Source organism: Bradyrhizobium sp. in8p8 (genome assembly GCF_000426845.1).
Taxonomy (GTDB): Bacteria; Pseudomonadota; Alphaproteobacteria; order Rhizobiales; family Xanthobacteraceae; genus Bradyrhizobium; species Bradyrhizobium japonicum_C.
In genome coordinates, this window is record NZ_AUGD01000011.1 from 210,287 (window position 1) to 236,402 (window position 26,116).

Genomic DNA, 26,116 nt, shown 5'->3' on the forward strand with positions numbered 1-26,116 from the left:
AGTTACACGGCCCCTTGGGCCAGCACCTTCGCGATCGCGCGCAGATCCTGCCAGGCGAGCCGCTTGTACGATGGCGAGCGCAACAGATACGCCGGGTGGAACGTCGGCAGCGCGCGGATGGTGCGGCCACCTGTGTCGTAGTCGAACCAACGACCGCGGGTGCGCATGATGCCCTCGCGCGTTCCGAGCAGCGTCTGCGTCGAGGGATTGCCGAGCGTCACCAGCACGTCGGGGTTCACGAGCTCGATGTGGCGCTTGATGAAGGGCAGGCAGATTTGCGTCTCCTGCGGCGTCGGCGTGCGGTTGCCGGGCGGCCGCCACGGAATGACGTTGGCGATGTAGGCGGTGGTGCGGTTTAGCCCGATCGCGCCGATCATGAGGTCGAGCAGCTTGCCGCTGCGTCCGACGAAGGGGAGCCCTTCGATGTCCTCGTCGCGCCCCGGAGCTTCGCCGACGAACATGATGCGCGCCTGCGGATTGCCGTCGGCGAACACCAGCCGCGTCGCCGTGTGCTTCAGCGCACAGCCTTCAAAGCCCTGCATCAGCTCGCGCAACGCCTCCAGTGTCGGCGCAGTGCGCGCGGCCTCGCGAGCGGACGCGATCGCGACGTCCGGTGCAGGGGCAGCTTCGCCCCGCATCACTGCGGGCGCGACGACCGGCCGCGGCGCTTCGACCGGAGGTGCGGCACGTGGAGCCGGCGGCGGGACGTCCAATTCCGCCAGGCGGTCGATCGGTTCCTCCGCGAGCGCGCAGTCGACCCCGGCCTCCAGATAGAAGGCGAGAAGCTCTCGGACGGTGGGTGCGGGCTCGGGGATCATGGGAAAGTCTGACTTTTATACCACCTTGGGCGGCCTTGCATCCCAGCGGAATGCATTTCCGAGGTTGTCCTACCCGGAAAAATCGGAAACAAGGAGGCGCTAACGACCGAGGACCGTCTCAAGGGCTGAGATCAGATGAGCATCGAAGAACTTCCCCCGCGCGAATCCATGGAATTCGACGTCGTCATCGTCGGCGCCGGCCCCTCGGGTCTGTCGGCCGCGATCCGGCTGAAGCAGCTCAATGCCGATCTCAACGTCGTCGTGGTGGAGAAGGGCTCCGAGGTCGGCGCGCACATTCTCTCGGGCGCCGTCATCGATCCGGCCGGGCTCGACAAGCTGATCCCGGACTGGCGCGAGGATTCGGACTGTCCGCTCAAGACTCAGGTGAAGGACGACCGCTTCTACTGGATGACGGCAGGCGGTGCGATCAAGCTGCCGAACTTCATGATGCCGCCGCTGATGAACAATCATCACTGCTACATCGGCTCGCTCGGCAATGTCTGCCGCTGGCTGGCGCGCAGGGCCGAGGCGCTGGGGGTTGAGATCTATCCCGGCTTTGCCGCCGCCGAGGTGCTCTATGACGAGGAGGGCAAAGTCAAGGGCATCGCCACCGGCGACATGGGCGTCGGTCGCGACGGCAAGCCGAAGGACTCCTTCACCCGCGGCATGGAATTGCTCGGCAAGTATACGCTGTTCGCCGAAGGCGCCCGCGGAAGCCTGACCAAGCAGCTCATCAACAAGTTTGCGCTCGATGCCAAGAGCGAGCCGCCGAAGTTCGGCATCGGCCTCAAGGAGGTCTGGCAGATCGATCCCGCCAAGCACCAGAAGGGAATGATCCAGCATTCCTTCGGCTGGCCGCTCGACATGAAGACGGGCGGCGGCTCGTTCCTCTATCACTACGACGACAATCTCGTCGCCGTCGGCTTCGTCGTGCATCTCAACTACGACGATCCCTATCTGTCGCCGTTCGACGAGTTTCAGCGCTTCAAGACCCATCCCTCGATCCGCGGCACCTTCGAAGGCGCCAAGCGGCTCGCTTACGGCGCCCGCGCGATCACCGAGGGCGGCTATCAGTCGGTGCCGAAGCTCAGCTTCCCCGGCGGTGCGCTGATCGGCTGCGCGGCCGGCTTCGTCAATGTGCCGCGCATCAAGGGTGTGCACAATGCAATGGGCACCGGCATGCTCGCCGCGGAACACGTCGCCGGTGCGCTCGCGGCCGAGCGCGCCAACGACGAAATCGTCGAGTACGAGAATGCGTGGCGTTCGTCCTCCGTGGGCAAGGATCTGTTCCTGGTCCGCAACGTCAAGCCGCTGTGGTCGAAGTTCGGCACCGTGCTCGGCGTCGCGCTCGGCGGCTTCGACATGTGGTGCAACACGCTGTTCGGCGCTTCGCTGTTCGGCACGCAGTCCCATCTCAAGCATGATCGCGCCACGCTCGATCCGGCCAAGCAGCACGCGCCCAAGAACTACCCGAAGCCCGACGGCAAGATCACTTTCGACAAGCTGTCCTCGGTGTTCCTGTCCAACACCAATCACGAGGAGGACCAGCCGGTCCATCTGAAGGTCGCCGACATGAACCTCCAGAAGACCTCGGAGCACGACGTCTACGCCGGGCCCTCGAACCGCTATTGCCCGGCCGGCGTCTATGAGTGGATCGAGGAAGGGTCCGGCCCGCGCTTCCAGATCAACGCCCAGAATTGCGTCCACTGCAAAACCTGCGACGTGAAGGATCCCAACGGCAACATTACCTGGGTTCCCCCGGAGGGCGGCGGGGGTCCGAATTACGAGGCGATGTAAGCCCAGGTGAACAAGGTGACCTGGCGCACGTTCGCGTGAGGACCCGGCTGCGGCTACCCGCCGCGGCCACGATAAGGCCACAGTAACGGCGTCTTGGGGCGCTCTTGGCGGATTCGCTTGGCCGATTTGGGTATGCGGCGGGAACGCCGGTCCGAATCCTTGCGGCGAAGCGCCAAAAGCGGCATTGTCGGCCTGACGGTTCCGGGTCCCAATGCTACCGGCCGCGTTTGCATGCGATACGGCCTTCTGTTGCAAATCCAGGCACTACCAACTCAAGGCGAGCCCTGATGTTTTCAAATCGTTTCAACCGCTGGACTGTTGCCGCCATCGCTCTCATGGGCACCGCGATCGCGACGCTCCCCGGCGCGGGCCTGGCGCAGACGCCGGATCATCCGGAGAACACGGCGGCACAGTTTCCGACACGAAACGATCTGAAGTCGCTCACCGGCGCCGGCAGCTATCTCGCCGCCCGCCATGCCAGCGTCGAGCGCGATGCCGCCTCGGCCGCCGCATTCTACCGCTCGGCGCTGCGCACCGATCCGAAGAACAATGAATTGCTCGACCGTGCCTTCATCTCTTCGGTCGCCGACGGCGACATCGAGGAGGCGGTCAAGCTGGCCGAACGCATCCTCACCATCGACAGGACCAACCGCGTCGCGCGTCTCGTCGTCGGCGTGCATGATCTCAAGCTGAAGAAGTACGCGGCCGCGCAGACCAACATCAACCAGTCGATCCGCGGCCCGATCACCGATCTTGTCGCCACGCTGCTGTCCGGCTGGGCCGCTTATGGTGCGGGCGATGCCAAGGGTGGTGTCGCCACCATCGACAAGCTGGCAGGACCGGAATGGTATCCGCTGTTCAAGGACCTCCATGCCGGCATGATCCTGGAGCTCTCGGGCAAGGAGAAGGATGCCGGCACCCGGTTCGAGCGCGCCTACAAGCTCGACGACTCAATGCTGCGCGTGACCGAGGCCTATGCGCGCTGGCTATCGCGCCACAAGGAATCCGCCGCGGCCACCGCCGTCTATCAGGCCTTCGACAAGAAGCTCGCGCGCCATCCTTTGATCCAGGAAGGCCTGCGCGAGACCAAGGCCGGCAAGAAGATGCCGCCGCTGGTCGATTCCGCGCAGGCGGGCGCGGCCGAAGCGCTCTACGGGATCGGCGCCACGCTGACCCGCCGCGGCGGCGAGGATCTGGCGCTGGTTTATCTTCAGCTCTCGCTCTACCTGCAGCCAACCCACCCGCTGGCGCTGCTCTCGCTCGCCGATCTCTATGAATCGGTGAAGCGGCCGAAGATGGCGATCAAGGTCTATGAGCGCATGCCGGCGACCTCGCCGCTCAAGCGCAATGCACAGATCCAGCTCGCCATCGATCTCGATTCCGCCGACCGCACCGAAGAGGCGATCAAGATCCTCAAAGGTGTCACGTCGGAGGATCCCAAGGATCTCGAAGCCATCATGGCGCTCGGCAACATCGAGCGCGGCCGCAAGAGGTTCGGCGACTGCGGCGCGACCTATTCGCTGGGAATCGACGTGCTGCCGCCCGGCAACGACAAGGCCAACAGCGTCTGGTATTATTATCGCGGTATCTGCCAGGAGCGATCCAAGCAGTGGGCCAAGGCCGAAGCCGACATGAAAAAGGCGCTGGAGCTCCAGCCCGACCAACCCCACGTCCTCAACTATCTCGGCTATTCCTGGATCGACCAGGGCATCAACCTCGACGAAGGCATGAAGATGATCAAGCGCGCCGTCGAGCAGCGTCCCGACGACGGCTACATCGTTGACTCTCTCGGCTGGGCTTATTACCGCATCGGCAACTACGAGGAAGCGGTGAAGAACCTCGAGCGCGCGATCGATCTCAAGCCCGAGGATCCCACCATCAACGACCATCTCGGCGATGCCTATTGGCGCGTCGGCCGCACCCTGGAAGCCAAGTTCCAGTGGTCGCATGCCCGCGATCTCAAGCCTGAGCCGGAAGAACTGCCGAAGATCGAGGCCAAGATCGCCAATGGTCTCCCCGACGACAATTCGAACTCTTCGGCCGCGCAGGCGGAGAAGAAGAAGGACGACGGCAAGGGCGGTTGAGCTGGCGCATGATCCGGACCGAAGGGCCGCGTTCGCGCAAAGTGCGTCGCGGTTGGCCGGCAAGATCATGCGCGACAAATGAAGTAGGTGGGGGCTGTCGCCGATGCCGGCGTTGACTGAAGAGGGGCGCGCGAAGGTCAATCTCAGCCTTCGCGTCGTGGGCCGTCGCGCCGACGGCTATCATGATCTCGAAAGCGTGGTTGCTTTTGCCGACTGTGCCGACCGGCTCACCCTGGAGCCGGGCGGCGAGTTGAAGCTCAACACGACCGGGCCGCTGGCTGCGGCTTGCGGCGATACCGCCGACAATCTCGTGCTCAAGGCCGCCAGGCTTCTGGCCGAGGCCGTACCCAATCTGAAGCTGGGCGCCTTCACGCTCGACAAGGTGCTGCCCGTTGCCGCCGGGATCGGTGGCGGCTCGGCCGATGCTGCCGCGGCGCTGCGCCTCCTGGCCCGCCTCAACGATTTGTCGCTCGATGATCCCCGCGTTCAGAAGGTTGCGCTCGCGACCGGTGCGGACGTGCCGGTTTGCCTTCTCTCGCGCGCCTGCGACATGACCGGCGTTGGCGAGCAGCTGTTGCCGCTCGCGCTGCCCAGCATGCCCTGCGTCATGGTCAATCCGCGCGTGCCGGTTGCGACCAAGGACGTGTTTCAGGCCCTCGGCCTGCGCAACGGCGAACTCCTGGTCGGCGTCACCGACGTCATCCGCGCGCCGGCCTGGCCGGAGGGGGGCGCTTCGATTGCCGATTGGGTCGAAGTTCTCGAAACGGTCGCCAATGACCTGGAAGCGCCCGCCATGCGCATCGAGCCGGTGATCGGCGAGGTGCTGGAGGCTCTGCACGGCTCTGCCGGCGTCAAGCTCACCCGCATGTCCGGTTCCGGCGCAACGTGTTTTGCAATCTATGGCTCTTCGGCCGACGCGCATGCCGCTGCGGAAAAGATCCGGCGCGATCACTCCGGCTGGTGGGTGCATGCGGGGACGTTGAGCTGAATTCTCTCTCTCCGTCATTGCGAGCGCAGCAAGGCAGCCCAGAAACTGTCCGGGCTGCCGGTCTGGATCGCTTCGCTGCTGTCGCAATGATGTGGCTGGAGCTGAGCTAGTCTAGCCCGCGCTGCTCTCATCGAGCTTGAGGAAGTCCCGGATCTCGCCCAACACCTCGTGCGGCTTGTCATGCTGCAGCCAATGCCCGGCCCCGGCGATGGTCTCGATGCGCGCATCTTGGAAATAGCGCTCCAGGCCTGTCCCCTTCGCGCCCGCCAGAAAACTCTCGCCGGCATTGAGCAGCAGCGTCGGGCAGGCGATGCGTGACCAGAGCTCGATGTGATCGTCCGGCCAAAGCCGGTGCGGCGCGGAGGCGCGCTGGTACGGATCGAACTTCCAGCTGTAGGTGCCGTCCTCGTTCTGCCGCGTGCCGTGGGCTGCGAGATGCAGGGCAAGGTCACGGGACAGCCGTTTGTTGTGAAGCATCATCTGTGCGGCGGCGTCCTCGATCGTCGAGTAGCGGCGCGGGATGCGGTCATGCAGCTTGTCGAGCTGGGTTACCCATTTGCCAATGCGCTCATGCGCCGGCGGCTTCCGAGCGTCCGGCAGCATGGTCACGCCGTCGAGGACGACCAGCTTGGAGACCAGCTCGGGGAATGATCCTGACAAGATCAGGCTGACCATGCCGCCCATCGAATGACCGATGAGGGTGATTTGAGGTGCTGCGATATGACGGACGAGCTGGGCGAGATCGTAGACATACTCTGTCAGCGCGTAGCTGCCGCCCCTAGTCCAGTCGGAATCGCCGTGGCCGCGCAGGTCGGGTGCGAGCACGTGGAAATTCGGCTGCAACGATCGGGCGATATGATCCCAGCTCCGGCAATGATCGCGCCCGCCATGGACCAGGATCAGAGGTGGCGCACTCTCGTTGCCCCAGTCGGCATAATGCAGCCGCAGGCCGTGCGATTCATAGAAGCGGCTTTGCGGGGCGCTAGCCATTGGCCGGCCGCCGCGCCAGTGCGAGCGAGAGGCCGAGGCCAGCGATGAAGACGCCGGAGCCTTGCGTGAGGCGCCGCATCAGATGCGGCCTTCCGATCAGCTGCGTACGTGTCGCGGAGGCCATCGCTACCACCACGACGTCTGCGAGCGTGTTCAGCGTCACCGAGATCGTGCCAAGCATAATGAACTGCAGCGCCGGATTCGTTCCCGCGGGATCGAGAAATTGCGGAATGAAGGCGAGGAAGAACGCCGCGGTCTTCGGATTCAACGCCTCGACGAGCACGCCGTCGCGGAACGCGCGCTTGTCTCCGACGGGCTCGCCTTCGAACGACAGCCCACGGCCGGCGCTGCGATACGTCCTGATGCCGAGCCAGACCAGATACAGCGCCCCGACGAATTTCACGGCGGCGAACAGTTCCGCGCTGGCCAGGATGATCGCGGAGATGCCAAGGCTGCCCGCCACCACATGAACCAGCCCGCCCAGAGCGGTGCCTGCGGTTGACGCGAAGCCGCTGGCGCGTCCCTCGGACAGGGTTCGTGCCGCGACGTAGAAGATGCCAGGACCGGGAACGGCGGCAATGAGACAGGCTGTGGCCAGGAACAGCCAGAAATTCGTTTCGATCATCCTGTTTTCGTAGCGGAGCGAGCGGCGATTGCAAGGCCTCTCGCTTAGCCCATCCGGCGGAAGATCACGCTGGCGTTCACGCCGCCGAAGCCGAACCCGTTGGAGATGGCATGCTCCATCGGCTTCGGCCGCGCCGTGCCGGCGACGATGTCGATACCGTCCGCGCCCGCGTCGGGGTTCTCGAGATTGAGCGTTGGCGGCGCGATCTGGTCGCGCAAAGCGAGAATGGTGAAGATCGCCTCCAGGCCTCCGGCGGCGCCGAGCAGATGGCCGGTGGCCGATTTGGTCGCGCTGACAGCGATGCTCCGAGTACGTCCGAACAGCGCGCCGATCGCGCCAAGCTCGCTCTCGTCGCCGGCTTGAGTCGAGGTCGCATGTGCGTTCAGGTGCTGCACATCCGCGGGCGCAAGCTTCGCTTGTCGAAGCGCGATCTCCATGGCGCGGCGGGCGCCCTCGCCATCGGGCGGGCCCGAGGTCATGTGATAGGCATCCGCCGTCGTGCCGTAACCGACGAGCTCGGCGACCGGTGTAGCACCACGCGCCAGCGCCTGCTCGAGCTCCTCGATCACCAGGATGCCGGCGCCTTCGCCCATCACAAAGCCGTCGCGGTCGCGATCGAACGGGCGCGAGGCGCGTTCGGGTTCGTCGTTAAAGCCGCTCGACAGCGCGCGGGCCGCGGCAAAGCCGCCGAGGCTGACGATGTCGATGCAGGCCTCGGCGCCGCCGCAGATCGCGACATCGGCTTCGCCGGCGCGGATCATGCGCGCGGCATCGCCGATCGCCTGCACGCCGGCGGCACAAGCGGTGACCGGCGTACCCAGCGCTCCCTTGTAGCCGTATTTGATCGAGACCTGGCCGGCGGCGAGATTGGCGAGGAACGAGGGGATCGTGAATGGCGAAAGCCGGCGCGCGCCGCGCTGTTCGGTGATGCGCACCGCTTCCGCGATCGCCGGGAACCCGCCGACGCCGGAGGCGATGATCGTCGCGGTCCGCTCCAGCGCCGCCGCGTCCAGCGGCGTCCATCCGGCCTGCGCGACCGCCTCTGCGGTGGCAAGCAGCGCGAACAGGATGAAGCGGTCCATCTTGCGCTGGTCTTTCGGCGCGGCCGCCTGTGCCGGGTCGAAGCCGCCCTTGGTGTCATCGGCCCTGTCTGGCACGAGCCCCGCGATGCGCGCGGGCAGTGCCTGCGCCCATTCGGGCAGCGGGCGCAGCCCGCTTTGGCCGGCGAGGAGCCGTCGCCAGGACAATTCGACACCGCAGCCGAGCGGCGACACAGCTCCCATTCCCGTCACGACGATACGACGCATCTCAGTCTCCAGCCGGCACGACGGCCGGGTTCATGGCCTTGAGCGAAGCGAGCCGCGCGCGCATCTTGCGGCTGGCCCGGGGGCCTGCGATGACGACTGCATTGGCGAGAGTGATCGGCTGCATGTCGCCGGCATTGACCACGACCGGATCGACCGGGCGAGCGTCACTCCGGTTCGCCAGCAGGATGGATTTGCCTTTAGGGGCGAGATGCTTGTTGCCCCAGGCCAGCAACGCCGCGATCACGGGAAAGAAGTCCCGCGCCTTGTCGGTCAGCACATATTCATAGCGCGGCGGTCGGTCCTGATAGCGGCGGCGCGTGAACATGCCGCTCTCAGTGAGATGCGCAAGGCGCCGCGACAGGATGTTCGGCGCGATGCCGAGGCTTTGCGAGAACTCGTCGAATTTGGTAGCGCCCTGCATCGCATCGCGCAGGATCAGGATGCTCCACCATTTGCCGACCGTCTCCACGGCGCGGCCGACGGGACATTCCTGGATGGAGGGCGATTTGGGCTGCATGAACGGAGGTTAGGGAAGTTACTTTCAAAATGCAAGTGACTAGACGGGTGACGCTGGAGGTCGACAGGGCGCAAGACGCACAGGTTGGGCTGCGATTCGAGACGCGGGCTGCAAATGATGGCCGCGCGTAGGCCGTCATTGCGAGCGCAGCGAAGCAATCCAGCCTGTTGCCGCGGCGGGATTCTGGATGGCTTCGCTGCGCTCGCAATGACTGGGCGGGAGCAGCGGCATCAGCCCGACACCGTCACCTGAGATGCCGGAGCGCAGCGAAGGCCTTGAAGGCGACGGCCATGCTGCAGCTCGCGGCTCCCAGCGACGCAACGCATCGCGCTGCTCCCGCCTCGGGATGACCGAGTCGGCAACGGTGCGAAATCAGGACGTCAGCCCGGTCGGCTAATGCGACCTGGCCAAACAGAACGCCACGACCTGCTCCAGCGCGCTCTTCATCGGCGAGGACGGGAACAGCGCCAGCGCGTCCACCGCCATGGCGCCGTAATGCTGGGCGCGGCTCAGCGTGTCCTCGAGCGCGCGGTGCTTGTTCATGAGCCCGATGGCGTGGTCAAGATCGGTATCGCCGATCTCGCCTCGCTCCAGCGCGCGGATCCAGAACGCGCGCTCGGTGTCGTTGCCGCGGCGGAAGGCGAGCACGACCGGCAGGGTGATCTTGCCCTCGCGGAAATCGTCGCCGGTGTTCTTGCCGAGCTTGGCGCTCTTGCCCCCGTAGTCGAGCACGTCGTCCACGAGCTGGAAGGCGATGCCGAGATTCATGCCGACCGAGCGGCAGGCGGTCTGCTCCGCCTTCGGGCGGTTGGCGATGACGGGGCCGACCTCGCAGGCGGCGGCGAACAGTTCAGCGGTCTTGCCGCGGATCACGGCGAGATATTCGTCCTCGGTGGTCGCGGTGTTTTTGGCGGCGGCAAGCTGCATCACCTCGCCCTCGGCGATCGTGGCGGCGGCTGCGGAGAGGATGTCGAGCGCGCGTAGCGATCCGACCTCGACCATCATGCGAAATGCCTGGCCGAGCAGGAAGTCGCCGACCAGCACGCTCGCCTCGTTGCCCCAGAGCATGCGCGCCGACAGCTTGCCGCGGCGCATCTCGCTCTCGTCGACGACGTCGTCGTGGAGCAGGGTGGCGGTATGCATGAACTCCACGGAAGCGGCGAGCTTGATATGGCCGTCGCCGGTGTAGCCGGCGAGGTTGGCCATGGCGAGGGTCAGCATCGGCCGCAGCCGCTTGCCTCCGGAGGAGATCAGATGGTTGGCGACTTCCGGGATCATGGTGACGTCCGAACCGGTCCGCGACAGGATCGTGGCGTTGACGCGCTCCATGTCAGGAGCGACAAGGGCAACCAGCTCTTCGATCGACGCGCCGGGAGCTTCGAAAGGTACGATGACGGCCACGCCGGTCTCCAATATTTGCCCGGAAGGGCTATTCTGATGCAAAGACAATAGAAACTGGCGGCGCACCCGGCAAGACCTCGGAACCATTGACATCAGCCGCCTACCCCTTTCAGGCAGGAGATCTGCGTTTTGCGTGAACTGGTTCGGACCAACGACATGGTGCTGGTGTCGGCGATCGGCGCGCTGCTCGACGGCGCCAACATCCATCACCTGGTGCTGGACCAGAACATGAGCATCATCGAGGGCTCGCTCGGCATCTTGCCGCGGCGGATCCTGGTTCACGAGGACGATGTCCTGGAGGCAAGGGAGCTCCTCACCGAGGCCGGCCTCAGCCACGAATTGCGCGGCGATGATTGAGGCCGCGGACATGACCGAGGATGCTTTTCTCGGCGGGCAATTGCGGCTCAGGCAGAAGCGGTCCGGCCATCGCGCCGGGCACGATGCCATCCTGCTTGCGGCGGCCACCGACGCCCGGGCGGGGGACCGCGTGGTCGATCTCGGCGCCGGCGTCGGCACGGCCGGATTGGCGCTGGCCCGGCGCGCCGCAGGGATCAGGCTGAGCCTCGTCGAGATCGATCCGGAGCTGGCGGAGCTTGCGCGCGGCAACGCGCTGGCAAACGGGATTGCCGCCGAGACGATCGTGCTCGACGTCACGGCAGATGCGCAGGCCTTCGCGGCAAATGGTCTCGCGCCCGACAGCGTCGATGCAGTGTTGATGAATCCGCCCTTCAACGATCCGGCGCGGCATCGCGGCTCGCCCGATCAGGCGCGCCACGCCGCTCATGTGGCGACGGAGGACACTCTGCATGCGTGGGTGCACGCAGCGCGTCGAGTCCTGCGCTCGAACGGTGTGCTGACGCTGATCTGGCGGGCAGATGGACTGGCGGACGTGCTGGCGGCGCTGTCACGCGGCTTCGGCAGCCTCTCGATCCTGCCGGTCCACGGCGAGGCGGAACGGCCGGCCATCCGAGTGCTGGTGCGTGCGGTGAAGGGCGGCCGTGCGCCGACGCGTCTGCTGCCGGGCCTGATGCTGAATGACGCGTCGCGTTCGTCCGGAAGCGAGGTGACGGAGATTTTGGAAGGGAGAGCGGCCTTGCCGCTGGTGGAACCTCGAGGGCTTACCGGGGAAGCGATTCCGGCTGTTGCTCCTGCGGGGAGGTCAGGCGGATCGCCATGAACAGCGCGCCAATCAGCAGCATCAGCAGATAGATTTTCATGATGTTCTCCGCTGCCTATTGCAGCCTCCAAACGGGAAATCTGCAAAACACGTTCCGGGCACTTCCAATGACACTCGCGTGATAAGAAATGGTTAATCAGAGGTAACGGCATGGCCGAGCAATTGAACGATCGTGAGAGTTCCGGCCTGGCCGACAGACTCATGCAATATCTGCCGGCCCGCTTTCGACCGGGCACGGCGGTGGTCCCGGTGGTGCGGCTGTCGGGCGTGATCGGCGCCGTGACACCGCTGCGCCCCGGTCTGACGCTTGCGGGCATCGCCAAAGTGCTGGAGCGCGCGTTTTCGTATCGACACGCCAAGGCGGTGGCGCTCGTGATCAATTCTCCAGGCGGCTCGCCGGTGCAGTCGCGCCAGATTTATCTGCGCATCAAGCAACTCGCAGCGGAGAAGAAGCTGCCGGTGCTCGTCTTCGTGGAGGACGTCGCGGCCTCGGGCGGTTACATGATCGCCTGTGCCGGCGATGAGATCATCTGCGATCCCTCATCGATCCTCGGCTCGATCGGCGTGGTCGGCGGCAGTTTTGGTTTTCAGGAGGCGATCAGGCGGCTCGGCATCGAGCGGCGTCTCTACACATCAGGCGAGCACAAGGCGATGCTCGATCCGTTCCTCCCGGAGAATCCCGACGACGTCGCCAGGTTGAAAGCGATCCAGCGCGAGATCCATCAGATCTTCATTGCGCTGGTGAAGGAGAGCCGCGGCGCACGGCTGAAGGGAGCGGACGAGACGCTGTTCACCGGAGAATACTGGGCCGGCGATAGCGCCATCGCGCTGGGCCTCGCAGACGGTATCGGCGATCTCCGCTCAACTCTTCGTGCCCGCTATGGCGAGAAGGTTCTCACTCCCGTGATCGCGCAACCGACCGGGCTGCTCTCCGGCTTCTTGGGCCGGAAATCGCCTGGCGCGGGGCAGCTTTCAGCCCTGGAGTCGATCGCCGGCCTGCCGGACGAGCTGATCTCGGCAGTCGAGACGCGCGCGATCTGGGCAAAATTCGGGTTCTAGGCCAAGCCCGCCCGCGCCAATTGGCCCGGGCCGGGCCAATTGCGGCGCAGGCCCATCTGGGTAACAATGTGCGTGGGGGCTGAGCACTAGACGAGGATCGACCGATGCCGCCGTTCGTCGCTTTCGCGGGCGTGCTGGGCGGGCTTGCCGTGGTCCGTTGGGCCTACAAGACCGCCATGAAGATCAACCAGGAGCTGGATGAGATGCGCCTGTCGCGCGTCACCGAGGCCGCTCCCATGGGGGATATCAAGACACTGAAGCGAGACCCCGTGTCGGGGGCCTACCGGCCGGGTTAGGAGCTGCCTTTCACATGCATCGTCATTCCGGGTCGCCCGTAGGGCGGACCCGGGATCGTCGGATTCCGGGTTCGATGCTGCGCATCGTCCCGGAATGACTGGTCAATTAAGCCCTTCGCCTTGATTCCCATCCTTGCCGTCGATACGGTCCCGCGCGATTCAACCCCCCGCGAGAGCCCGATCTGACGATGGACGCCTCATTGCCCGCCCATATGCGCCCGGAACGCTCGTTCCAGGGCTTCATCCTCGCGCTCCAGCGGTTCTGGGCCGAGCAGGGCTGCGTGATCCTGCAGCCCTACGACATGGAGATGGGTGCGGGCACCTTCCATCCGGCGACCACGCTGCGTGCGCTCGGGCCCAAACCCTGGAACGCCGCCTATGTTCAGCCCTCGCGGCGGCCCAAGGACGGCCGCTACGGCGAGAACCCGAACCGGATGCAGCACTACTACCAATTCCAGGTCATCATGAAGCCGTCGCCGCCGAATCTTCAAGAGCTATACCTGAAGTCGCTGGCCGCGATCGGCATCGATTCCGCCGTGCACGACATCCGCTTCGTCGAGGATGACTGGGAGAGCCCGACGCTGGGTGCGTGGGGCCTCGGCTGGGAGTGCTGGTGCGACGGCATGGAGGTTTCCCAGTTCACCTATTTCCAGCAGGTCGCCGGCTTCGAATGCGCACCGGTCGCGGGCGAGCTCACCTATGGTCTCGAGCGCCTCGCGATGTATGTGCAGGGCGTCGACCGCGTCTATGATCTCAACTTCAACGGCCGCGACGGGGACCAGAAGGTCACCTATGGTGACGTCTTCCTGCAGGCCGAGCAGGAATATTCGCGGCACAATTTCGAAGTCGCGGATACCGCGATGCTGTTCGAACAGTTCAAGATGGCGGAAGCGGCCTGCCGGAAATATCTCGATGCGGGCTGGAAAGATGGGAAGCGCGAGGCGCATCTGATGGCGCTGCCGGCCTACGACCAGTGCATCAAGGCGAGCCATGTCTTCAACCTGCTCGATGCGCGCGGCGTGATCTCCGTGACCGAGCGGCAAAGCTACATTCTTCGCGTGCGCGAACTGGCAAAAGCCTGCGGCGAGGCCTGGATCCATACTGAAGCGGGCGGAGCGGCCTGATGCCCGATCTTTTGCTTGAACTGTTCTCGGAAGAAATCCCCGCGCGCATGCAAGGCAAGGCGGCTGACGATCTGCGCCGCATGGTCACCGACAAGCTCGTCGCCGAAGGCCTCGTCTATGAAGGCGCGAAGGCCTTCGCGACGCCGCGCCGCCTTGCGCTCACCGTGCACGGCATCCCCGCGCGCCAGCCGGACCTCAAGACCGAACGCCGCGGACCCAAGGTCGGCGCGCCCGATGCAGCCGTGCAGGGCTTTCTGAAAGCGACCGGTTTGAAGTCGCTGGACGAAGCCAAGATCCAGCGCGACCCCAAGGGTGATTTCTACATCGGATTGATCGAGAAGCCGGGCCGCGACGCGATCGACGTGCTCGCGGAGATCCTTCCCGTGATCATTCGCACCTTCCCCTGGCCGAAATCGATGCGCTGGGGCGCGCGCTCGGGCAAGCCGGGCTCGCTGAACTGGGTGCGTCCGCTGCACGCGATCACCGCGACCTTCGGGCTCGAGACCGAAGAGCCCGATGTCGTGAAGTTCGAGGTCGACGGCATTGAAGCCGGCCAGACAACTTATGGCCACCGCTTCCTGGCGCCGGCGCCCATCTCTGTGCGCCGCTTCGAGGACTACGAAGCCAAGCTGCTCGACGCCAAGGTCGTGCTCGATCCCGAAAGGCGCAAGGACGCGATCCTCACCGACGCCAAGCAGCTCGCGTTCGCGCAAGGGTTCGAACTGGTGGAAGACCAGAACCTGCTGGACGAGGTTGCCGGCCTCGTCGAATGGCCGGTCGTGCTGATGGGCTCGTTCGAAGAAGAATTCCTGGCGACGCCGGCGGAAGTGATCCGCGCCACCATCCGCAACAACCAGAAGTGCTTCGTGGTGCGCGATCCCAAGACGGGCAAGCTCGCCAACAAGTTCATCCTGGTCGCCAACATCGAGGCCACCGATGGTGGCAAGACCATCGTCGCCGGCAACGAGCGCGTCATCCGCGCGCGGCTGAGCGATGCGAAGTTCTTCTACGAGACCGACCTGAAGACCAAGCTCGAGGAGCGGCTGCCGAAGTTCGAGCAGATCGTGTTCCACGAGAAGCTCGGCACGCAGGCGGAGCGCATCAAGCGCATCGAGCGACTCGCGGCCGAGATCGCGCCGCTGGTCGGCGCCGATGTCGCCAAGGCGGTACGTGCCGCGCATCTGGCGAAGGCGGATCTGCTGACGGAAGTCGTCGGCGAATTCCCCGAGGTGCAGGGGCTGATGGGCAAGTACTACGCGTTGGCGCAAGGCGAGGAGGCTTCCATCGCGGTCGCCTGCGAGGAGCATTACAAGCCGCAAGGTCCTGCCGATCGCGTGCCGACCGATCCGATCAGCGTCGCGGTCGCGCTTGCGGACAAGCTCGACACGCTGGTCGGCTTCTGGGCGATCGACGAGAAGCCGACGGGCAGCAAGGATCCGTATGCACTGCGGAGAGCGGCGCTCGGTGTGATCAGGCTGATTGCCGAGAACGACTTGCGTCTGTCGCTCCTGAAGATCGCGACCTCCGCGCTTGCCGGCCTGTCGGTGAAGGCGGCCGAAGCGCAGAAGCTCCCGAGCGACCTCCTCGCTTTCTTCGCCGACCGGCTCAAGGTCCAGCTTCGCGAGCAGGGTGCCCGTCACGATCTCGTGGATGCCGTGTTTGCGCTCGGCGGTCAGGATGATCTCCTGATGATCGTCCGCCGGGTCGAAGCGCTCGGCAAATTCCTCGAGACCGACGACGGCAAGAACCTGCTCGCCGGCACCAAGCGCGCCAGCAACATCCTCTCGATCGAGGAGAAGAAGGACAAGCGCACGTTCGATGGCGCGCCGGATGCTGCGCTTTACAGCCTTGTCGAGGAGAAGGCGCTGGCGCAGGCGATCGGCGAGGTGAAGGCGGAAGCCAGCGCTGCCGTCGCCCGGGAAGACTTCGCCGTGGCGATGAGCGCGATGGCAGAGCTGCGCCCGCCCGTCGATGCATTCTTCGACAAGGTTCGCGTCAACGACGACGATGCAAGGGTGCGCGAGAACCGGCTGAAGCTGCTGAACGAAATCCGCAGCGCCACGCGTGCGGTGGCGGACTTCTCGAAGATTCAGGATTGAGGCGACGATCTTCGATCAAGCGCTGGCGCAGCAACCAACGCTGTCATTCCGGGGGCGCCCGAAGGGCGCGCCCCGGAATGACGGCTGTGGCAAAAAAGCCCCGCCCGGCGGGGGGAGGACCGGGCGGGGCCGGATGCCCGCTTCACTGCTCGCGCCAGCCTGATGCGACGCGCCGGACATCTACTCGATCTCAGTCCACCACCTCGACGATGCGGCGCGAGCGCGGTTCGACCAGCACGGTCTCGCCGTTCACGACGGTGTAGCGATAAGTGGTGGCCCCGAAACGTTGCGGCACGTCATAATAAGTGACGCCCGCCTCGGGTAAGGTGGTGCCGACCACGACGCGATCCGGAATGCTGAAGGGCGGCACACGCTGTTGCACGACATATTCACGGAATGCCGGCCGCTGTTCGGCCGCAATCGTCACTGCGCTGTCGACCGACGCAGGTGCGCGTCCGACCGTGACTCCGCTTTGCGCCTGCGCGGCAAGGGGCGAGCCGATCGCGGTCGCGAGCGCTGCAAGAGCAAGAATCCTGTTCCGCATGGGCAACTCCTTCCACTTGGTTTTGTAGGACGCGCAAGCGGCGCGACCGGTTGCCAATGCATGCCCAAAGCCAATGTTCCGGCAAATGGCCTGCCGTATTCGCGGCAATTTCGGGCAGTTTTCGTGAGCGCGGGGAACTCGCAGCGCGTCTTACGCATCTCTACTCCCGGAACCCGGCCGGGTATGATCCGCGCGCGATTCGCCCCAACTCCACAGAAAGATAGTTCATGCACATCACCGTCGCCCACATTTCGCCGATCCTGTCGTTGATTGCGGGCGTGCTCATCCTGATCATGCCGCGGCTGCTCAACCTCATCGTCGCGATCTTCCTCATCGTCAACGGCGCGATCGGGCTCGGGCTCCTGAAGTGGCTCCGCTTCTAGGCGTTCACTTTTCGGAACTGTTCGTCTTGCGCGGGCCCGCCCAAAGTGGTGTAAGGCCCGCGATTTCCCATTCCTCTCGCAGGTTGTGTGCAAGCTATGGCCAAAGCCGCCTCGAAGCCGAAGAAAATGCCAGCGAAATCAAAGTCCTCTGCCGTCGCCAAAGCCGCGCCGCCGGCCCGCAAGACGCTGGCCAAAAGCGCGCCGAAGCCGGTCGCCAAAGCCGCTGGAAAGCCGGCAGCGAAGCCCACCGCAAAGGCCGCGACCAAGCCGGCTCTGCCGAAGGTTGCCGCAAAGCCAGCACCGAAGAAGGCTGCGCCTGCTAAGGCGCCAGCAGCGGCCAAGGCCGGCAAATGGGTGTTCACATTCGGCGACGGCAAGGCCGAGGGCCGCTCGGAAATGCGCGACCTGCTCGGCGGCAAGGGAGCCAATCTGGCCGAGATGGCCAATCTCGGTTTGCCTGTGCCTCCCGGCTTCACCATCCCGACCTCGGTCTGCACCTATTTTTACGAACACGACAAGACCTATCCGAAGGAGCTGAAGCCGCAGGTTGAGAAGGCGCTGGACTATGTCGGCAAGTTGACCGGCAAGGTGTTCGGCGACACCAGGAACCCGCTGCTCGTCTCCGTGCGCTCCGGTGCCCGTGCCTCGATGCCGGGCATGATGGACACCGTGCTCAATCTCGGCCTCAACGACCAGACCGTGGAAGCGCTGGCCGAGCTGTCGGGCGACCGCCGCTTCGCCTATGACAGCTATCGCCGTTTCATCACGATGTACTCGGACGTGGTGCTCGGCTTCGAGCATCATCATTTCGAGGAAATCCTCGACACCTTCAAGGACAGCCAGGGCTACACGCTCGACACCGATCTGTCGGCCGACGACTGGGTCGAACTGGTCGGCAAGTACAAGGATGCGGTGGCGCGCGAGACCGGCAAGGAGTTTCCGCAGGATCCGCACGACCAGCTCTGGGGCGCGATCGGCGCGGTGTTCTCATCCTGGATGAACGCGCGCGCGGTGACCTATCGCAAGCTGCACGACATTCCGGAATCCTGGGGCACCGCTGTTAACGTGCAGGCCATGGTGTTCGGCAACATGGGCGAGACCTCGGCCACCGGCGTCGCCTTCACGCGCAACCCCTCGACCGGCGAGAGCAAGCTCTACGGCGAGTTCCTGATCAACGCGCAGGGCGAAGACGTGGTTGCGGGCATCCGCACGCCGCAGGACATCACCGAGGAAGCGCGGAGGGAATCGGGCTCCGACAAGGCCTCGATGGAATCGGCGATGCCGGAGGCCTTCAAGGAGCTGACGCGAATCTACACGCTGCTCGAGAAGCACTACCGCGACATGCAGGACATGGAGTTCACGGTCGAGCAGGGTAAGCTCTGGATGCTCCAGACCCGCGGCGGAAAGCGCACCGCCAAGGCGGCGCTGCGTATCGCGGTCGAACTCGCCAACGAAGGCCTGATCTCCAAGAAGGAAGCGGTCACCCGCATCGATCCGGCTTCGCTCGACCAGCTCCTGCATCCGACCATCGATCCCAACGCCAAGCGCGACGTGATCGCGACCGGCCTTCCGGCTTCACCGGGCGCGGCCTCCGGCGAGATCGTGTTCTCCTCGGACGAGGCCGCCAAGCTCCAGGGCGACGGGCGCAAGGTCATTCTGGTCCGGATTGAGACCAGCCCGGAAGACATCCACGGCATGCATGCCGCCGAAGGCATTCTGACCACCCGCGGCGGCATGACCTCGCATGCGGCGGTGGTCGCGCGCGGCATGGGCAAGCCCTGCGTCTCCGGCTGCGGCACCATCCGCGTCGATTACGGACGCGGCACCATGAGCATCGGCTCGCGCACCTTCAAGACCGGCGACGTCATCACCATCGACGGCTCGCTCGGCCAGGTGCTCGCCGGCCGCATGCCGATGATCGAGCCGGAGCTGTCCGGCGAGTTCGGTACGCTGATGAACTGGGCCGACCAGGTCCGCAAGATCGGCGTGCGCGTCAACGGCGATACACCCGATGACGCGCGCACCGCGATCAAGTTCGGCGCCGAGGGCATAGGCCTCTGCCGCACCGAGCACATGTTCTTCGAGGAGACGCGCATCCGCACCGTGCGCGAGATGATCCTCTCCGAGGACGAGCAGTCGCGCCGGGCCGCGCTCGCAAAGCTGCTGCCGATGCAGCGCGCCGACTTCGTCGAGCTGTTCGAGATCATGAAGGGTCTGCCCGTCACGATCCGTCTGCTCGACCCGCCGCTGCACGAGTTCCTGCCCCACACCCATGCCGAAGTCGAGGAAGTGGCGCGCGCCATGAACACCGACCCGCGGCGCCTGGCCGACCGCGCCCGCGAGCTCTCGGAGTTCAACCCGATGCTCGGTTTCCGCGGCTGCCGCATCGCGATCGCCTACCCCGAGATCGCGGAGATGCAGGCCCGCGCGATCTTCGAAGCCGCGGTCGAGGCCGAGAAGCGTACCGGCAAGGCCGTCGGCCTCGAGGTGATGGTGCCGCTGATCGCGACCAAGGCGGAGCTCGATCTCGTCAAGGCGAGGATCGATTCCACCGCCCAGGCAGTGATGCGCGAGACCAACACCAAGCTGGCCTATCAGGTCGGCACCATGATCGAGCTGCCGCGCGCCTGCCTGCTCGCGGGCGAGATCGCAGAGTCGGCCGAGTTCTTCTCGTTCGGCACCAACGACCTGACGCAGACCACCTACGGCATCAGCCGCGACGACGCGGCGAGCTTCCTCGGCCCCTACGTGGCGAAGGGCATCCTCTCGGTCGATCCTTTCATCTCCCTGGATCAGGAAGGTGTCGGCGAGCTCGTCAAGATCGGCGTCGCGCGCGGCCGCAAGACCCGTGCCTCGCTCAAGGTCGGCATCTGCGGCGAGCACGGCGGCGACCCCGCCTCCGTCGCCTTCTGCCACCACATCGGCCTCAACTACGTGTCCTGCTCGCCCTACCGGGTGCCGATCGCCCGCCTCGCCGCCGCGCAAGCCGCCCTCGGCAAGGCGATCGCAAGCCAGGCGTAGCAAAGCGCAGATTGACGCGAGAGAGGCGGGGCGAAACCCCGCCTCTCTCATTTTACGCGGCGCTCTTTCCTGCGAGGGGCCCTGCGACGAACCAATCCAGACTGCCTCAGCGGAAAGGCTCTGGATTGCTTCGCTGCGCTCGCAATGACGAGATTGCGGCATGTACTCGATGCACACTCCTTCATCGCCCGGCTTGCCGCGGCGATGCGGTATGCCGAGACGACGTCGATGAATCGAGAAGCTGCGGCCCACGGGATGCCCGCTTTCTCAGCGCATGACGGAAGCAACTTGGCGTAAGGCGCTATCTCATCGCGCGTCCCTTCTTGATAGGCATGCGTAAGGGTTCCTTCACCATCCGCGTTGACCGCTTGTTTACCGCTTCGAATGATGCGGCGTTTACCACGGCGCAGCATCACCCGGTGAAATCACCTGTGCTCGCTTGAGTGTGCCGCACGGGCCACGCGGATTAACGCCCCGGCAACCTAAATTAGATACTTACGATAAAGATCGAATTGCACGGATGTACTGAGTTCGATCGGACCAGCGTAAGCGTAGCGTGAGCGTATCGATGTCAGTGTTGCGTAACCATCCGAAGGGCGCGCGGTTCGCGTCCTTCGGCATCGGTCTCTGCATCTTCGCATTGATGCCGAGAGAGACCGGCTATCAGGACATTGCCTCGCTTCTGGCGCGCCAACCCGGCGTCGCCGAGCGCTGGCAGAAGCAGGTGTTCTCCGCCGCGTCCTCGATCCAGCTCGCCACCTACAGTTTTGCCCGCCCCATCGGCACGTCGGTTCCGCAGAGCGCGATGGTTCGTCTCGCAAGCATCGATGGCCGCGACGTCACGGGTGCGATCAGTCGCAATCCTGCGCTTCAGGCGCCGCCGCGCTATCAGGCTTCCGACTTCCCCACGGTCGATCGCTCCCTGAAGGGTGATCGCCTCGCAATCGTCGCGCCTACGCAGGCTCCGGAGACGGTCGCACCGGCTGCGGCTCCGGCGCAGGAAGATCCCGCGACATCGAACAGCTCGGTGTTCGGCGCCAAGACCGCCGCATTGCCTCACCCGATGTCGCCGGAGTCCGCGGCCGCACTCGATCCCGAGCTCCAGGAAGCACTGCGCGCGCCGCCGCTGCCGCAATATTCCAATTCGCCGCAGGCCAGCGATGCTTCGCGCACGCTCGCGACCGCACCGCTGGAGACGTTGAAGGGCGCCTCCGTTCCGCCTGCACCGGCGCCCGATCCCTTCAGCGTCAAGACGTCGACCCTGTTCTTCGCCAGCTCCTCGCTCGGCGGCAATCCCGAGACCATGGAGAGCTGGCAGCCGGGCGCCGAGCCGCTGATCGTGATGCCCGACCCCGACATGAAGGTGACCGCCGCGCTGACTCCGCCGACGGCGGACATCGCCGGGAACATCGACAGCGGCGAGAGCGTGGCCGCGAAAGGCGAGGTCAACGGCGACAACCAGCGCGCCAGGTCGCCCGCGGAGCGGCTCGGGCTCGACGACAAGTCGCGCGCCAAATCGGAAAAATGTCTCGCCGAAGCCGTCTATTTCGAAGCGCGCGGCGAGGCGGTGCGCGGCCAGATCGCGGTGGCGCAGGTCGTGATGAACCGCGTATTCTCCGGAAAATATCCGGAAACCGTGTGCGGAGCGGTCTATCAGAACAAGCACCGCCATCTCGCCTGCCAGTTCACCTTCGCCTGCGACAAGAACCCGGACGTGATCCGCGAACCCGAGATGTGGGAGCGTGCCAAGAGGATCGCGAAGGCCATGCTCGATGGCCAGATCTGGCTGCCCGAGGTCGGCAAGTCCACGCACTATCATGCCTATTGGGTGCGACCCTCCTGGGTTGCCGAGATGAAGAAGTTGTACAAGACCGGCGTTCACACCTTCTATCGGCCGCGCAATTGGGGCGACGGCAGCGAGGAACCGAGCTGGGGCACCCAGGCACAGACCGCCGCGCTGTCCGCCGAACTCGTGCAGGAAGCCAAGAGCTCCGCAGAGCTGGGCGAACGGCGGTAGCGCCTTCAGGAAAGACCGTGCTGTCCGGGACAAGCGCGGCCGCGTTGCTGTCCTCTCAAGCCTCGATGTCCAACGCACAGTCGAAGTTCGGGGCGGAATGCGTCAATGCGCCCGCCGATGCGTAGGCGACACCGGTCGCGGCAATGGCGGCGATCGAGTCCAGCGTGACGCCCCCGGATGCCTCCAGCTCGAGGCGGCCCTCGTTGATCCTGACCGCCTCGCGCAACGTCGCCAGGTCCATGTTGTCGAGCAGCACCGCGTCGGCCATCCCGCTGTCGAGCACTTCGCGCAGCTGCACCAGCGTATCGACCTCGATCTCGATCTTGACGAGGTGGCCCGCATGGGCACGGGCGCGCTCCAGCACCGGACGGATGCCGCCGGAGACCGCGATGTGGTTGTCCTTGATCAGGATCGCATCATCGAGCCCGAAGCGGTGATTGAATCCGCCGCCGCAGCGCACCGCGTATTTTTCCAGCGCGCGCAATCCCGGCGTTGTTTTCCGTGTGCAGCAGATGCGCATCCCGGTGCCTTCGGTGCGCGCGACATAGTCCGCCGTGAGCGTCGCGACGCCCGACAGGCGGCCGACGAAGTTCAGCGCGGTCCGCTCGGCGGTGAGAATGGAGCGCGCGCGGCCCGAGATCGTCAGCACATGCTGTCCGCGAGCGACCCGCGCGGCATCGCGGACCTGTGCGCGCACCTCGATCTCGGGCGACAGCTTCTGCAAAGTCGCGAGCGCCAGCGGCAATCCGGCAATCACGCCGGACTGGCGCGCCACCAGGACCGCTCGCGCGCTCGTCGCTTCCGGGATCGTCGCAAGCGAGGTGATGTCGCCGGCGCGGCCGAGGTCCTCGTCGAGCGCGCGGTCAACGGCCGTCTCGATCGCGAGCGGAGAGAGAAAGGCGTCGGGATAAAGCAGTGAGGTTGGGCTGATCATGGGGAACTCCGTCAGGCGATCATGGATTGCGCAATGCGTGGCAGCGGGCGGTCGTCCAGGCTGTGCGCGACATCGCGCATGGCGGAAAGGGTCGTCATCGTTCTCCGCCCGGGCCCGGGCGTCTCAGCCGGATGATCGGAACGGAAATGCGCACCGCGGCTCTCGCGTCGCGTCCAGGCCGCGGTGGCGACCAGCAGGGCCGAAGTCGCCATGATGCGGAGAACGATGTCGCCGGCCTCGCGCTCGATCGCGGCGAAGCGGCGCACGGCTTCGGCAAGGCCGTCACCGTCGCGGATCACGCCGACATGCGCGCTCATCATCGTGCGCAGCCGCTTCACGGCTGCGCTATCCGCCGCGCCGCCTCGCGCCGTCACGACCGGATCGGGTGGGCGGGCAGTCGAGGACATTGTGCGGCCGACGATGTCGTCGGCAACGCGCGCGGCATAAACCACGGCTTCGAGCAGGGAGTTGGAGGCGAGCCGGTTGGCGCCATGCGCGCCGGTCGAGGATACTTCGCCGGCGGCCCAGAGCCCGTCGATCGAGCTGCGGCCGCGCGCGTCCACGGCGATGCCGCCCATGTGGTAATGCGCAGCCGGCGCGATCGGAATCGGCTGCGTTGCCGGATCGATGCCGGCGGCGGTGCAGCTTGCATGCACGGTCGGAAACTTCGTCGCGAAGCGCGCGCCCAGCGCCTGCCGCGCATCGAGAAAGGCGCCGCGGCCGGCCGCGATTTCGGCGAACACCCCGCGGGCCACGATGTCACGCGGCGCAAGCTCGGCCAGCGGATGGCGCGACAGCATGAAGCGTTTACCTTTGCCGTTGATCAGCGTTGCCCCTTCGCCGCGCAACGCTTCGGTAGCGAGCGGTGCCGGATCGCCGCCCACCATGATGGCCGTCGGGTGGAACTGTACGAATTCGGGGTCGGCGATCACCGCCCCGGCGCGCGCCGCGATCGCAAGGCCGGAGCCGCTTGCCTCGACCGGATTGGTCGTGACGGCATAGAGATGCCCGATGCCGCCAGTTGCAAGCACGACCGCGCGCGCGGCGAGCACGATCGGCCGTGCAGCGGGATTGCCGGCCTTCCGCAATTGAAGTCCGGAGACCGCGCCGTCCGCTGTCAGCAGTGCTTCGGCGACGAAGCCTTCCATCAGGCGGATCGAGGGTGTGCGACGTACGGCATCGCTCAAGGCCGCAATGATTGCGGCGCCGGCGCCATCGCCGCGCACATGAACTATGCGACGCGCCGAATGCGCAGCTTCCCGTCCGGCCGCAAGCCTGCCGTCGAGATCGCGATCGAACGGCACGCCAAAGGCGAGAAGATCATGGATGCGCGGTAGCGCCTCGCGCGCGATCCCGAGCGCGACGGCTTCATCAACGAGGCCGCCGCCGACCGCCGCGGTGTCGGCGGCATGTGCCTCCGGCGTATCGCCTTCGGCCACGGCCGCGGCGATGCCGCCTTGCGCCCATGCGGACGATGCGCCCTGCCCAAGCGGTGCCGCCGAAATCAACGTCACCGGCCGCGGCGCGAGCTTCAGCGCGCAGAACAGCCCGGCAAGGCCGCCGCCGACGATGACGACGTCGTCGGTGCGGGCGAGGTCGTGGATGTCGTGTTGCATGTTGTTCGCTCTCAATTCCTCAGATTGATCATGCGCTCGACCGAACGTCGCGCGCGATCCGCGAGCGCGGGATCGATCGACACCTCCTCGCGGAGCGTCAGCAGGCTCTCCAGAATGTTGGCGAGCGTAATGCGCTTCATGTGCGGGCAGAGGTTGCAGGGGCGGAGCATCTCCACATCAGGCAGCTCGGCCCGGACATTGTCGGCCATCGAGCATTCGGTGATCATGACGAGACGCCGCGGCCTCTTCGCGCGCACCCAGTTGATCATGTGTGCGGTCGAACCGGTGAAGTCGGCTTCCGCGAGCACATCCGGCGGGCACTCCGGATGCGCGATGATCTGGACCGACGGATCGGCCTCGCGAAAGCTCCGCAGCTCCTCGCCCGTGAACCGCTCATGCACCTCGCAGGCGCCTTTCCAGGCGATGATGTTCACGTCGGTCTTCGACGCCACATAGGTCGCGAGGTAGCGGTCTGGCAGGAAGATCACGCTCGGTGAATTGAGGCTCTCGACCACCTGCACGGCGTTCGACGAGGTGCAGCAGATGTCGACCTCGGCCTTCACCTCCGCGGAGGTGTTGACATAGGCAACGATGGGCACGCCGGGGAATTTTTCGCGGAGCAGCCGCACGTCCGCGCCGGTGATGCTGGCGGCGAGCGAGCAGCCCGCGCGCGAATCGGGGATCAAGACGGTCTTGTGCGGATTGAGCAGCTTTGAGGTCTCCGCCATGAAGTGCACGCCGCACTGGACGATGATGTCAGCCTTCACCTTGGTGGCTTCGACCGCGAGCTGGAGCGAGTCGCCGCCAATATCGGCCACACAGTGGAAGATCTCCGGGGCTTGGTAATTGTGGGCGAGGATGACCGCACCCCGCGCGCGCTTCAGCTCGTTGATCGCGTGGATCGCCGGTGCCATCAGCGGCCATTCGATCGGCGGGATCACGTGCTTCACGCGGTCATAGAGCGGCGCGGTGGCCCGTTCGATCTCCGACGTCCATTCCAGTGAGGGGATCGGCCATTCCGGTCCCGCGGGCACCGCTACGGTGCGGGGGGAGGAGATGCGCTGGGCCTGGGGCCGGTCGGTGAAATCGTCAGGGCCGTAAATTCCGGTGATCGGCATGAAAGCCTCCCATGTTGTCATTTGTGCTCAGTTTGAGAATATATGGAGCCTGAGAAATCCGGCTGAGAGGCCGGACCCACAACAGCATTGCAATCTCATATGCTCAATCTGAGTAAATCAAACATAGCACGCGGCGCTGCAGACCGCCATGCCCTGTCGCGCACATTCCCGTCACTCGCCGGTCAATGCGTCGGGTGAGGC

General features: G+C 65.4%; 22 protein-coding genes. 12 read left to right on the forward strand and 10 right to left on the reverse strand.

The features are described from left to right. Nucleotides 1-2: 2 nt before the first annotated feature. Nucleotides 3-818: a uracil-DNA glycosylase gene (locus K408_RS0126630; protein ID WP_024341514.1), complete on the reverse strand. Its 816-nt coding sequence runs from the start codon at nt 816-818 to the stop codon at nt 3-5. A 135-nt stretch (nt 819-953) separates the two neighbouring features. Here K408_RS0126630 and K408_RS0126635 point away from each other — a divergent pair, with 135 nt between their 5' ends. The 3 genes from K408_RS0126635 (at nt 954) to K408_RS0126645 (ending at nt 5,687) form a co-directional block, all read left to right on the forward strand. Next, nucleotides 954-2,615 (forward strand): electron transfer flavoprotein-ubiquinone oxidoreductase, encoded by a 1,662-nt coding sequence (locus tag K408_RS0126635; protein ID WP_024341515.1) that lies wholly within the window; start codon nt 954-956, stop codon nt 2,613-2,615. 287 nt (nt 2,616-2,902) lie between these two features. After that, complete coding sequence (locus K408_RS0126640; RefSeq protein ID WP_024341516.1) at nt 2,903-4,699, forward strand: tetratricopeptide repeat protein; 1,797 nt, start codon at nt 2,903-2,905, stop codon at nt 4,697-4,699. A 103-nt stretch (nt 4,700-4,802) separates the two neighbouring features. Next, the gene (locus tag K408_RS0126645) at nt 4,803-5,687 is read left to right on the forward strand and encodes a 4-(cytidine 5'-diphospho)-2-C-methyl-D-erythritol kinase (protein WP_024341517.1); all 885 of its coding nucleotides are present in this window, start codon (nt 4,803-4,805) and stop codon (nt 5,685-5,687) included. A gap of 111 nt (nt 5,688-5,798) precedes the next feature. Here K408_RS0126645 and K408_RS0126650 read toward each other — a convergent pair whose 3' ends face one another. From K408_RS0126650 to K408_RS0126680, 5 genes are all read right to left on the reverse strand, one after another. After that, on the reverse strand, nt 5,799-6,677 hold the full coding sequence (locus tag K408_RS0126650; protein ID WP_024341518.1) for an alpha/beta fold hydrolase: 879 nt from the start codon (nt 6,675-6,677) through the stop codon (nt 5,799-5,801). Then, nucleotides 6,670-7,302, reverse strand: a complete 633-nt coding sequence (locus K408_RS0126655) for a LysE family translocator (RefSeq protein WP_024341519.1) — start codon at nt 7,300-7,302, stop codon at nt 6,670-6,672. Before K408_RS0126655 ends, K408_RS0126650 begins: the two co-directional genes overlap by 8 nt. Before the next feature lie 44 nt (nt 7,303-7,346). After that, nucleotides 7,347-8,609, reverse strand: coding sequence for a beta-ketoacyl-ACP synthase II (gene fabF, locus K408_RS0126660; protein ID WP_024341520.1), 1,263 nt, complete (start codon nt 8,607-8,609; stop codon nt 7,347-7,349). Nucleotide 8,610: 1 nt separating this feature from the next. After that, nucleotides 8,611-9,126 (reverse strand): winged helix-turn-helix transcriptional regulator, encoded by a 516-nt coding sequence (locus K408_RS0126665; RefSeq protein WP_024341521.1) that lies wholly within the window; start codon nt 9,124-9,126, stop codon nt 8,611-8,613. A gap of 393 nt (nt 9,127-9,519) precedes the next feature. Next, entirely contained in the window at nt 9,520-10,527 is a 1,008-nt protein-coding gene (locus tag K408_RS0126680) for a polyprenyl synthetase family protein (RefSeq protein WP_024341522.1), read from the reverse strand. Between the two features lie 129 nt (nt 10,528-10,656). On the opposite strand from K408_RS0126680, the gene K408_RS0126685 reads away from it, so the two are divergent. From K408_RS0126685 to glyS, 6 genes are all read left to right on the forward strand, one after another. After that, nucleotides 10,657-10,884, forward strand: a complete 228-nt coding sequence (locus tag K408_RS0126685) for a putative signal transducing protein (RefSeq protein ID WP_024341523.1) — start codon at nt 10,657-10,659, stop codon at nt 10,882-10,884. Continuing rightward, complete coding sequence (locus K408_RS38785) at nt 10,877-11,704, forward strand: tRNA1(Val) (adenine(37)-N6)-methyltransferase (protein WP_024341524.1); 828 nt, start codon at nt 10,877-10,879, stop codon at nt 11,702-11,704. Before K408_RS0126685 ends, K408_RS38785 begins: the two co-directional genes overlap by 8 nt. Nucleotides 11,705-11,854: 150 nt before the next feature. Further along, nucleotides 11,855-12,763 carry a S49 family peptidase gene (locus tag K408_RS0126695; protein WP_024341525.1) on the forward strand — a complete coding sequence of 303 codons (909 nt, stop codon included), beginning with the start codon at nt 11,855-11,857 and terminating at the stop codon, nt 12,761-12,763. A 104-nt stretch (nt 12,764-12,867) separates the two neighbouring features. After that, a complete protein-coding gene (locus K408_RS0126700) occupies nt 12,868-13,059 on the forward strand; it encodes a hypothetical protein (protein ID WP_024341526.1) in 192 nt (63 codons plus the stop codon). Between the two features lie 188 nt (nt 13,060-13,247). Further along, nucleotides 13,248-14,183, forward strand: coding sequence for a glycine--tRNA ligase subunit alpha (locus tag K408_RS0126705; protein ID WP_024341527.1), 936 nt, complete (start codon nt 13,248-13,250; stop codon nt 14,181-14,183). After that, complete coding sequence (glyS, locus tag K408_RS0126710) at nt 14,183-16,282, forward strand: glycine--tRNA ligase subunit beta (protein ID WP_024341528.1); 2,100 nt, start codon at nt 14,183-14,185, stop codon at nt 16,280-16,282. The genes K408_RS0126705 and glyS overlap by 1 nt, the downstream gene beginning before the upstream one ends. A 190-nt stretch (nt 16,283-16,472) precedes the next feature. Here glyS and K408_RS0126715 read toward each other — a convergent pair whose 3' ends face one another. After that, nucleotides 16,473-16,826, reverse strand: a complete 354-nt coding sequence (locus tag K408_RS0126715) for a DUF1236 domain-containing protein (RefSeq protein ID WP_024341529.1) — start codon at nt 16,824-16,826, stop codon at nt 16,473-16,475. Between the two features lie 227 nt (nt 16,827-17,053). Here K408_RS0126715 and K408_RS41275 point away from each other — a divergent pair, with 227 nt between their 5' ends. From K408_RS41275 to K408_RS0126735, 3 genes are all read left to right on the forward strand, one after another. Then, nucleotides 17,054-17,209, forward strand: coding sequence for a DUF3096 domain-containing protein (locus tag K408_RS41275; protein ID WP_008562090.1), 156 nt, complete (start codon nt 17,054-17,056; stop codon nt 17,207-17,209). Nucleotides 17,210-17,305: 96 nt separating this feature from the next. Then, complete coding sequence (ppdK, locus tag K408_RS0126725) at nt 17,306-20,230, forward strand: pyruvate, phosphate dikinase (RefSeq protein WP_024341530.1); 2,925 nt, start codon at nt 17,306-17,308, stop codon at nt 20,228-20,230. Between the two features lie 568 nt (nt 20,231-20,798). Beyond that, the gene (locus K408_RS0126735) at nt 20,799-22,247 is read left to right on the forward strand and encodes a cell wall hydrolase (RefSeq protein ID WP_024341531.1); all 1,449 of its coding nucleotides are present in this window, start codon (nt 20,799-20,801) and stop codon (nt 22,245-22,247) included. Nucleotides 22,248-22,302: 55 nt separating this feature from the next. Here the strand turns inward: K408_RS0126735 and nadC are convergent, their stop codons facing one another. The 3 genes from nadC to nadA are packed head-to-tail and all read right to left on the reverse strand — an operon-like array spanning nt 22,303 to nt 25,915. Then, nucleotides 22,303-23,181 carry a carboxylating nicotinate-nucleotide diphosphorylase gene (gene nadC / locus K408_RS0126740; protein ID WP_024341532.1) on the reverse strand — a complete coding sequence of 293 codons (879 nt, stop codon included), beginning with the start codon at nt 23,179-23,181 and terminating at the stop codon, nt 22,303-22,305. An 11-nt stretch (nt 23,182-23,192) separates the two neighbouring features. Further along, entirely contained in the window at nt 23,193-24,797 is a 1,605-nt protein-coding gene (locus K408_RS0126745) for an L-aspartate oxidase (RefSeq protein ID WP_024341533.1), read from the reverse strand. 11 nt (nt 24,798-24,808) lie between these two features. Continuing rightward, nucleotides 24,809-25,915: a quinolinate synthase NadA gene (nadA, locus tag K408_RS0126750; protein WP_024341534.1), complete on the reverse strand. Its 1,107-nt coding sequence runs from the start codon at nt 25,913-25,915 to the stop codon at nt 24,809-24,811. Between the last annotated feature and the right edge of the window lie 201 nt (nt 25,916-26,116).

Bases quoted from the DNA above. Each gene is read 5' to 3' on its own strand.
- K408_RS0126630 (WP_024341514.1), bottom strand. From the start codon at position 818: ATGATCCCCGAGCCCGCACCCACCGTCCGAGAGCTTCTCGCCTTCTAT.
- K408_RS0126635 (WP_024341515.1), top strand. From the start codon at position 954: ATGAGCATCGAAGAACTTCCCCCGCGCGAATCCATGGAATTCGACGTC.
- K408_RS0126640 (WP_024341516.1), top strand. From the start codon at position 2,903: ATGTTTTCAAATCGTTTCAACCGCTGGACTGTTGCCGCCATCGCTCTC.
- K408_RS0126645 (WP_024341517.1), top strand. From the start codon at position 4,803: ATGCCGGCGTTGACTGAAGAGGGGCGCGCGAAGGTCAATCTCAGCCTT.
- K408_RS0126650 (WP_024341518.1), bottom strand. From the start codon at position 6,677: ATGGCTAGCGCCCCGCAAAGCCGCTTCTATGAATCGCACGGCCTGCGG.
- K408_RS0126655 (WP_024341519.1), bottom strand. From the start codon at position 7,302: ATGATCGAAACGAATTTCTGGCTGTTCCTGGCCACAGCCTGTCTCATT.
- fabF (WP_024341520.1), bottom strand. From the start codon at position 8,609: ATGCGTCGTATCGTCGTGACGGGAATGGGAGCTGTGTCGCCGCTCGGC.
- K408_RS0126665 (WP_024341521.1), bottom strand. From the start codon at position 9,126: ATGCAGCCCAAATCGCCCTCCATCCAGGAATGTCCCGTCGGCCGCGCC.
- K408_RS38785 (WP_024341524.1), top strand. From the start codon at position 10,877: ATGATTGAGGCCGCGGACATGACCGAGGATGCTTTTCTCGGCGGGCAA.
- K408_RS0126695 (WP_024341525.1), top strand. From the start codon at position 11,855: ATGGCCGAGCAATTGAACGATCGTGAGAGTTCCGGCCTGGCCGACAGA.
- K408_RS0126700 (WP_024341526.1), top strand. From the start codon at position 12,868: ATGCCGCCGTTCGTCGCTTTCGCGGGCGTGCTGGGCGGGCTTGCCGTG.
- K408_RS0126705 (WP_024341527.1), top strand. From the start codon at position 13,248: ATGGACGCCTCATTGCCCGCCCATATGCGCCCGGAACGCTCGTTCCAG.
- glyS (WP_024341528.1), top strand. From the start codon at position 14,183: ATGCCCGATCTTTTGCTTGAACTGTTCTCGGAAGAAATCCCCGCGCGC.
- K408_RS0126715 (WP_024341529.1), bottom strand. From the start codon at position 16,826: ATGCGGAACAGGATTCTTGCTCTTGCAGCGCTCGCGACCGCGATCGGC.
- K408_RS41275 (WP_008562090.1), top strand. From the start codon at position 17,054: ATGCACATCACCGTCGCCCACATTTCGCCGATCCTGTCGTTGATTGCG.
- ppdK (WP_024341530.1), top strand. From the start codon at position 17,306: ATGGCCAAAGCCGCCTCGAAGCCGAAGAAAATGCCAGCGAAATCAAAG.
- K408_RS0126735 (WP_024341531.1), top strand. From the start codon at position 20,799: ATGTCAGTGTTGCGTAACCATCCGAAGGGCGCGCGGTTCGCGTCCTTC.
- nadC (WP_024341532.1), bottom strand. From the start codon at position 23,181: ATGATCAGCCCAACCTCACTGCTTTATCCCGACGCCTTTCTCTCTCCG.
- K408_RS0126745 (WP_024341533.1), bottom strand. From the start codon at position 24,797: ATGCAACACGACATCCACGACCTCGCCCGCACCGACGACGTCGTCATC.
- nadA (WP_024341534.1), bottom strand. From the start codon at position 25,915: ATGCCGATCACCGGAATTTACGGCCCTGACGATTTCACCGACCGGCCC.